This is a genomic window from Bradyrhizobium sp., from assembly GCF_049519115.1.
Taxonomy (GTDB): Bacteria; Pseudomonadota; Alphaproteobacteria; order Rhizobiales; family Xanthobacteraceae; genus Bradyrhizobium.
This window is the reverse complement of record NZ_JBEKRB010000045.1, coordinates 41,761-48,085: the sequence shown is the minus strand read 5'-3', so window position 1 is coordinate 48,085 and position 6,325 is coordinate 41,761. Positions and strand designations below refer to the sequence as shown.

The window sequence follows — 6,325 nt, the reverse complement described above, 5'->3', positions numbered from 1 at the left end:
TCCATCATCGGGGCGACGGAAAATAGATAGTGTTGGTATTTCAATAGTTTAACCTACACTCCTAATAGGATAAGAGAAGAACGTGTGCACTCCAAACTAGACGAAAATTGCACACGTTTGTACCCGTTTTGACCTCTCGGTGCACACTTAGCTCACACCAAATAGGGAGTGCACACGACCTTCACTCAGTCGCCATCTGGAAACTGGCGCGTCCAGGTCCGAAGGAAGAACCGCTACGTGGCAGAGACCTTTCGCCGCCGCAAGGACGGCGAGAAATGGACGCTCGAGATGGAGTGCAATATTGATCGTAGCGGGTCACCGAAGCCGCGCGCTGCCGTGAAAGCCCCAACCTCCGGCGACATCATCGACCTGCATTCGCCAGCGGAAACCCTTGTCCGTCGGAATGTGCACAACCAAGCCGAGCTTCTTCGTCACGCCGCCAACGCGACGCTCGATCGCCGGTCGCTGGCAATCGAGCGCAAGACCTCCGCCACTTGCTTAACCATTGCCGGATCGAGATCGCGCAACGGCCGACGGACCGAACCGCCGTCGAAGCCGCGAAGGTTCATCGCAGCTTTGGTGGTTTGCGGCTGACCAAGTTCGCGCGCAAGCGCGCGAAACGGATACCAAAGCCGGTGAAGGTCACGCGCTTTCGCTGCATCTCCGTTCTCGATCGCGCGATAGGTATCAAGGATGAGTTCGGGCAATGCGCAGCTATTGGTCGAACTAATGCCGTCGAACCCACACATCATCGGACCGAGGAACGCGAGATCGGAGGCGCAGAACAGCTTGATTCGTCCACCGATCCGGTTCGCTATCTGGTCGATCGCGGTCGGCGACAGGTCGCCCTGCTTGACGCCAACCACGCCGTCAATATCGCTGAGCTGTTCCAGAATCGCCGGCGACAGCGTAATGCCGATGCCCGGCGCGTTGTAGACCAGCACGCCGGTGCGCGAAAGCGGAACGATTTCGCGGAAGAACGAGACGATCTGCGCATCCGTCACCTCAGATACAAACGGCGGCGTCACCATCGGCAGACCACCGAACTCACCGGCCAGCGTGGTCAATTCGCGGACCACGCGAACATCCGAGCCGGCGGTGCACAGCATTACCGGAACCCGATCGCCGACAACGTCCATGACGCGGCGGAACAGGTCGGCGCGCTCATCGGTCGACATCGCCGGAAACTCGCCGTAGGTGCCACCGATCAGAATGCCGTCGAAGCCGAGGCCGATCACGCGCTCGATGTTCCGCGCAAGGCCCGCATGATCGAAACTGCCGTCGGTCTTGAACGGCGTCACGGTGATATTGAACAGGCCACGCAGTCGCGCCTGACACTCGTTGATATCCTTCATGATCTCTTGTCCTCGTGTGCGTATTGGGTGATCAGGCGGCGAGCCGAAGCATCGGCCGGGCGACCTTGCCGAGCGGACGGCATCCCTTCTCCGTGACGACGACCGTTTCGCTGACGCCCACCGTGAACTGGCCGTAGATGCGCACCGCCGCCGGGATGTGGAACGTCATGCCCGGGCGCAGTTCGGTGGTGACGCCCGTATAAAGACTGAGAATGCCACCCTCGCCCCAATCGGGCGCGAACGAAATGCCGATGCTGTAGCCCGCGCGTTTCTTGAAATTCTCTGTGTAGCCGGCGCGATCGATCACCGCCTGACAAGCTAGATGCGGCGCCGCGCACGGCTCTCCGGGCTTGATGGCATCGATCGCCGCCTGCAAGCCATCCTGACAGGTCCGCTCCATGTCGATCGCAACCTGCGGTGCGTTGCCCAGCCACGCGCATCGCATCAGCGCCGCGTGGTAACGGTCGTGACACGCGGCCATTTCGAGAAACACGGGATCGTTGGCGGCGATTTTGGAGCGGCGCCAGGTACCGTGCGGGACGCCGGAGCGGCGGCCGACGGATACCAACGGCTCCATGCCGACATATTCGGAGCCTGCGGCGATCGCCTGCCCCATCATGGCCGCGACCAGATCGTTGTCGCTGGCGCCGGCCTTGATCGCGGCCAATCCTGCGCGCATGCCGGCATCGACATAGCCCGCCGCCGTTGCGATCTTCTCGAGTTCGGCCGCAGACTTGACGATGCGCAGCTGCTCGATGATGCCGGCGCCATCCCTGATTTCGCCGAGCTGGTCGCGCAACGCTTCATAGGTCGCAACGGGTAAGAACCAGCCGCGCTTGTCGATGGCGATGCGCTTGGAAGCCCAGCCGCGCGATTTGATGACATTGACCAGAAAATTTACCGGCTGATCGCCATCCTGGTAGACCTGGGCGCCGGAGATGAAAGTGTTGGCGACGAGGTTGAAATATTCGAGCTGGCGAACGACGAAGGCCGGCTCGCCATCGACCGGCAGCACCAGCGCCTGGAAGGTGTAGTAGCCAGGCGTCTGCTGACCGGTGAGATAGAAGATATTTTCCGGTCCGGTCACGATCATGGCGTCGATACCGGCAGCTTCGAGCAACCGGCGAGCTCGTGCGACCCGTTGTTCATATTCCGCTTTGGGAAAAGCCGATTCTGCACCTTGCAGGACGCCTGCACTATCCATTTCCGTAGTCTCCGATGAAGCGTGTGGTCGCGGGATTGAAGGTGACGCCAAGACCGGGCGCATCATTCGCCCGCACCGTGCCGTTATCGTAAGAAATGCCCGAAACAGGATCGTCGATCAGTCCGTCGGCACCGTAGAGCTCCGCAAAGGCGGGCGAGGTCGCACAGGCGACGTGAAGCGTAGCGGCCGTAGCGGCGGCGCCTTCATTCATCTGTCCGATCATGAAAGGCACATTCGAGCGAGCAAGCTGCCGCGCCGCGTGCATGGTCGGGGCTATGCCGCCGAACTTCACGAGCTTCAGATGCGCGTAGATCTTGCCGCCATAACCGCAGATCCTGGTGACATCGTCGAGACCTGCAACGCCCTCGTCCAGCATCACCGGGACAGGACTTTGCGCCGCCAGGCGATCGATGGCCTTCCAGTCGCCAGCGGCCACGGGCTGTTCGACATAGACGATACCGAACAGAGCGAGCGCCTTGAGATTGTCCAGCGCCTCCGCCTCCGACCAGCGGCCATTCGCATCCGCGGCAATCTTGATCTGGTCGCCGAATTTGACCCTCAACGCCGCGATCCGATGCAGATCCTCGGAAAAGTGCCCGGCGGCGACGCGCACCTTGAGATTCCGAAAGCCGCGATCGACGTAGGCCTGCGCCTGCGCCAGAAACGTCTCCTCCGATGAGATGAACAGCGACTGGTTGGTCGGCCAGACCATCACCCGTTCTCCGCTGCCAAGGAACGCCGCAACGCTCACGCCGGCGCGCCGCGCGACCAGGTCGTGCAATGCGCAGTCGATCAGCGCCCGCACGGGCGTGATCAGGCGCGCGCCCCATTCCGGCAGCTTCGCCAGCATGTCGGCCGGATCGCGCGCCCAGTCGACGGTGCTGACGGCGGCGATCGTCTCCTGCGTCACGGTTTCGGGCGCATAACCGTTGAGATAGGCGATATTCGCCCTGACCTCACCGACGCCGGAGGTCGCCCCATCGTCGAGACGCAAATAGATTTCCGAAAGCTGCGAGATGCTGCCGGACGAAGCGGTGTGCAGCACCAGATTGCCGCCATAGTGAAGAGCCCCCGAATAGAGCGATGCGCGCAACTCAGGCTCCGTTTTTCAGCATGGCGACCGCGACGTCGCGATAGATGAGGCTTGAGGTGATGAATTCATCCGTCGGCACGAATTCATCCGGCTTGTGGGCGACGGCCAGGTCGCCCGGGCCGATGACGGTTCCTTCGGCCCCGATCCCGGAAAAGTGCACGAGGTCGCAGCCACCCTGAAAGCCGTAAGGTCCCGGCTTGGCAACGCCGTGGGCACGGCTCGCGGCAAGGCTCGCCTGAACGATGGGGCGGTCGATCGGGGTCTCGGTCGCACCGCCGGTGGTCGCCTTGTAGTCGATGATCTCGGCGCGTAAACTGAAACGCTGACGAGCAAGCAGAAGCAGATCACCGATCTCACGTTTGACCGCATCCTCGTTTTCGCCCGGCACCATCCGGCGGTCGAGCAAGAGATCGCAGCCAGCCGGCAGCACGTTGTCGGCGTGACCGCCGTTGATCCTCGTCACCGTCAGGCTCGCGGCGCCGACCAATGGGTGGCTCCGATGGCGCACGACCTTCTCGTGATGCTCCGCGATCAAGCCAAGCAATTCGCCGGCGCGGTAGATTGCATTCTCGCCAAGATGCGGCGTACCGGAATGAGAGGCCACGCCGTGCACCCGCACGACCGGCCGCAGGCTGCCCTTATGCGCGGAAAACGTCGCGTTCGAAGTTGGTTCGCCGACGACGGCGGCATCGATCTTTGGACGTCCAACGGCGTAAAACTTGGCGCCCTCGCTCGCGATTTCCTCATCCGCGACGAAGACACCCAGCAGAGTACCGGACCATGCGGCCCGATCGGCTGCGAGCATGCGCATGGCTTCCAGCATCGACGCCAGCGGCCCCTTGCAGTCGCAGGCGCCACGCCCATAAAGCTTGCCATCGGCCTCTTTCAGAGAAAACGGATCTGAAGACCAGCCCTCCCCCACCGGCACAACGTCCATATGGGTGTTGAAAGCGAAAACCGGGCCGGCGCCGTTCTCCATTCGCGAGATCACGTTGACACGACCCGGTTTGTATTCCTGAAGCGAGACGTTGAATCCTTCAGCCACGAGCAGATCGTGTACATATTGTGCAGCCCTGGCTTCATGTCCCGGAGGGTTTTGCGTGTCGATCGCGATGAGAGCGGCGAGTTCTCGCTTCATACGACCGACATCGGGGGAAAAGGACATAGGCGGCGTTCCGGTCTTTATCAGTGGAGGATCTGGTCGAGGAAGCGCCGCGCGCGCTCGTTGACCGTGCCGTTGAAGAATTGATCGCTATTCGCGCTCTCGATGATCTCGCCCTTTTCCATGAAGACGATCCGATCCGCCGCACGGCGCGCAAATCCCATCTCGTGCGTCACCACGATGCTGGTCATGCCCTCCGCGCTGAGCGTCGTCATGACATCGAGCACCTCCCGGATCATCTCGGGATCGAGCGCCGATGTCGGTTCGTCGTACAGCATCAGTTTTGGCTTCATCGCCAGCGCCCGCGCAATCGCCACGCGTTGCTGCTGTCCGCCAGACAATTCGTCCGGGAATGAATCGGCCTTTTCCGGAATCTGGACCTTGCGCAACAGTTCCGTGGCAATGTCGTGGGCGTCGTCGCGGCTGAGACCGAGAATCTTGACCGGGGCGAGCATGATGTTTTCGATGGCGGAGAGATGACCGAATAACTCGAAATTCTGAAACACCATGCCGATCTGCCGGCGCACGAAATGGGCCGGCCGGCCGTTTTTGGTGATGTTCTCGCCTTCGAAAAAAATGTCGCCGCTGTCGAGCGTTTCCAGAAGATTGACACAGCGCAACAGCGTCGACTTGCCGGAACCGGACGGCCCGATCATGACAACGGTTTCGGAGGGACCGACCGTGAGGCTGCAGTTCTTGAGCACCCGCGACGAACCGAAGCTCTTATTGATTCCCACGATCTCAAGAAGATGCTGCATGGCGGCGACCGGTTGCCTCTGTATCTAGCGAACCGCAAATGGTTCTGTGATTCCGAGCATCCGCTCGGTCAAAGAAGTTTTCCGCATCCGCTGGCGCTTCTTGGGGTCGAGCGCGGTCTCGATCAGAACCTGGAAAACCATGAAGGCTGTCGTCATGGCCAGGTAATAAATTCCCGCCGCGGTCAGCGCTTCGAAATAGCGGAAATCCGCACTTGCGGTCTGATTGGCGACAAGAAGCAGTTCCTCGACCGCAATCACCGAGACGAGCGCACTGAGTTTCAGCATGCCGATCATCTGGTTACCGATCGGCGGCAGCACGATTCGCGCCGCCTGCGGAATAACAACGAGGCGCATCATCTGACCGGCGGTCATGCCGAGCGCGAGAGCGGCCGTGCGCTGGCCCTTCTTCACCGCCTGCAAACCCGAACGCAGGATTTCCGCCATATAAGCCCCTTCATTCAAGGACAGGGCCAGAACGGCGCAGACGAAGGCCGACAGTTTGATTCCGAATGAAGGCAGCACGTTGTAGATAAAGATGATCTGGAACAGGACCGGCGTCCCGCGAAACAGCCACAGATAGGCGAGCGTGACTATTCTCCCGGCCCGCGTCCGGCTCTCCTGAATCAGTGCAAGGACGAGCCCGATCACGACTCCGAAGAAAAGCGACGCAACGGTCAGCATCAGGGTCATTCCCGCTCCGCGCAGGAAGTTCGGCGAGACCAGATAGTGGAAGACGAGATCGATCGACATGGA

The 6,325-nt window shown here is 61.1% G+C and carries 6 protein-coding genes; all 6 read right to left on the bottom strand.

Features of this window, described 5'->3' with window-relative positions:
* Positions 1 to 431: 431 nt before the first annotated feature.
* Genes ABSE61_RS27445 through ABSE61_RS27420 form a run of 6 tightly spaced genes read right to left on the bottom strand, consistent with a single transcriptional unit; the run spans position 432 to position 6,322 of the window.
* Positions 432 to 1,355, bottom strand: coding sequence for a dihydrodipicolinate synthase family protein (locus ABSE61_RS27445; RefSeq protein ID WP_423874290.1), 924 nt, complete (start codon positions 1,353 to 1,355; stop codon positions 432 to 434).
* A 31-nt stretch (positions 1,356 to 1,386) separates the two neighbouring features.
* Positions 1,387 to 2,559 (bottom strand): M24 family metallopeptidase, encoded by a 1,173-nt coding sequence (locus ABSE61_RS27440; protein ID WP_423874289.1) that lies wholly within the window; start codon positions 2,557 to 2,559, stop codon positions 1,387 to 1,389.
* On the bottom strand, positions 2,552 to 3,652 hold the full coding sequence (locus tag ABSE61_RS27435; protein ID WP_423874288.1) for a mandelate racemase/muconate lactonizing enzyme family protein: 1,101 nt from the start codon (positions 3,650 to 3,652) through the stop codon (positions 2,552 to 2,554). Before ABSE61_RS27435 ends, ABSE61_RS27440 begins: the two co-directional genes overlap by 8 nt.
* Position 3,653: 1 nt before the next feature.
* Entirely contained in the window at positions 3,654 to 4,817 is a 1,164-nt protein-coding gene (locus ABSE61_RS27430; protein WP_423874287.1) for a M20 family metallopeptidase, read from the bottom strand.
* Between the two features lie 20 nt (positions 4,818 to 4,837).
* Entirely contained in the window at positions 4,838 to 5,572 is a 735-nt protein-coding gene (locus ABSE61_RS27425; RefSeq protein ID WP_423874286.1) for an amino acid ABC transporter ATP-binding protein, read from the bottom strand.
* A gap of 24 nt (positions 5,573 to 5,596) precedes the next feature.
* Positions 5,597 to 6,322: an amino acid ABC transporter permease gene (locus ABSE61_RS27420; RefSeq protein WP_423874285.1), complete on the bottom strand. Its 726-nt coding sequence runs from the start codon at positions 6,320 to 6,322 to the stop codon at positions 5,597 to 5,599.
* Positions 6,323 to 6,325 lie beyond the last annotated feature (3 nt).